Below are 760 nucleotides of genomic sequence, written 5' to 3' on the forward strand. Positions count from 1 at the left end.
CCGCATCGGAATGTAGGTGATGTCCATTGCCCACGCATGGTCGGGCCGCTCGATCTTCAATCCGCGCAACAGGTACGGGTAGATCTTGTGACCCGGAGCCGGCTTGCTCGTGTTCGGGCGACGATAGACCGCCTCGATCCCCATGCGCTTCATCAGCGTCGCGATGTGGCGGCGACCGGCGTATACCCCCTCCCGCCGCAGCAACGATCGCAGCATACGCGCTCCCGCGAAGGGATAATCGAGATGCAGCTCATCGAGCCGACGCATCAAGGCAAGGTCCTCGGCCGAAACTGGCCGAGGTTCATAGTAGACCGTGCTGCGAGCCAGCTTCAGGACCTTCGCCTGGCGCACGATAGAAAGATCATGACCGCGGTCGATCATCGCTTTGCGCTCAGCAGGCCCGCCTTGGTGAGCGCGCCGGACAAAAAATCGTTTTCCAACGCCAGCTCGCCGATCTTGGCATGTAACGCCTTCAAATCGACCGGCGTCTCGGCCGATGTCTTGTCATGCCCAAACACGCCGGCGGCGCCTTCCAGGAGCTGGTTTTTCCAGATCGTGATCTGGTTCGGATGAACATCAAACAGTTGCGCCAGCTCCGCCAGTGTCTTGTCTCCTTTGACCGCAGCCAAAGCAACCTTCGCCTTGAATGCCGGAGAATGCGTCCGGCGGCTCTTCTTCGTCATCTTCGCTCCTGATTCGCAGCAAGAATCCTCGCCGCTGTCAGGCAGAAAATCCACTCAAGCTACTGTCCGAATTTGCG

At 59.5% G+C, this 760-nt stretch carries 1 pseudogene; it reads right to left on the reverse strand.

Annotated features, from left to right (window positions below):
• A pseudogene (locus tag I6F38_RS43285) lies at window positions 1-683 on the reverse strand (IS3-like element ISRj2 family transposase); the annotation flags it as partial.
• Between the last annotated feature and the right edge of the window lie 77 nt (window positions 684-760).

Origin of the sequence: Bradyrhizobium sp. BRP56 (assembly GCF_020194035.1) — a bacterium.
GTDB classification, from domain to species: Bacteria; Pseudomonadota; Alphaproteobacteria; order Rhizobiales; family Xanthobacteraceae; genus Bradyrhizobium; species Bradyrhizobium australafricanum.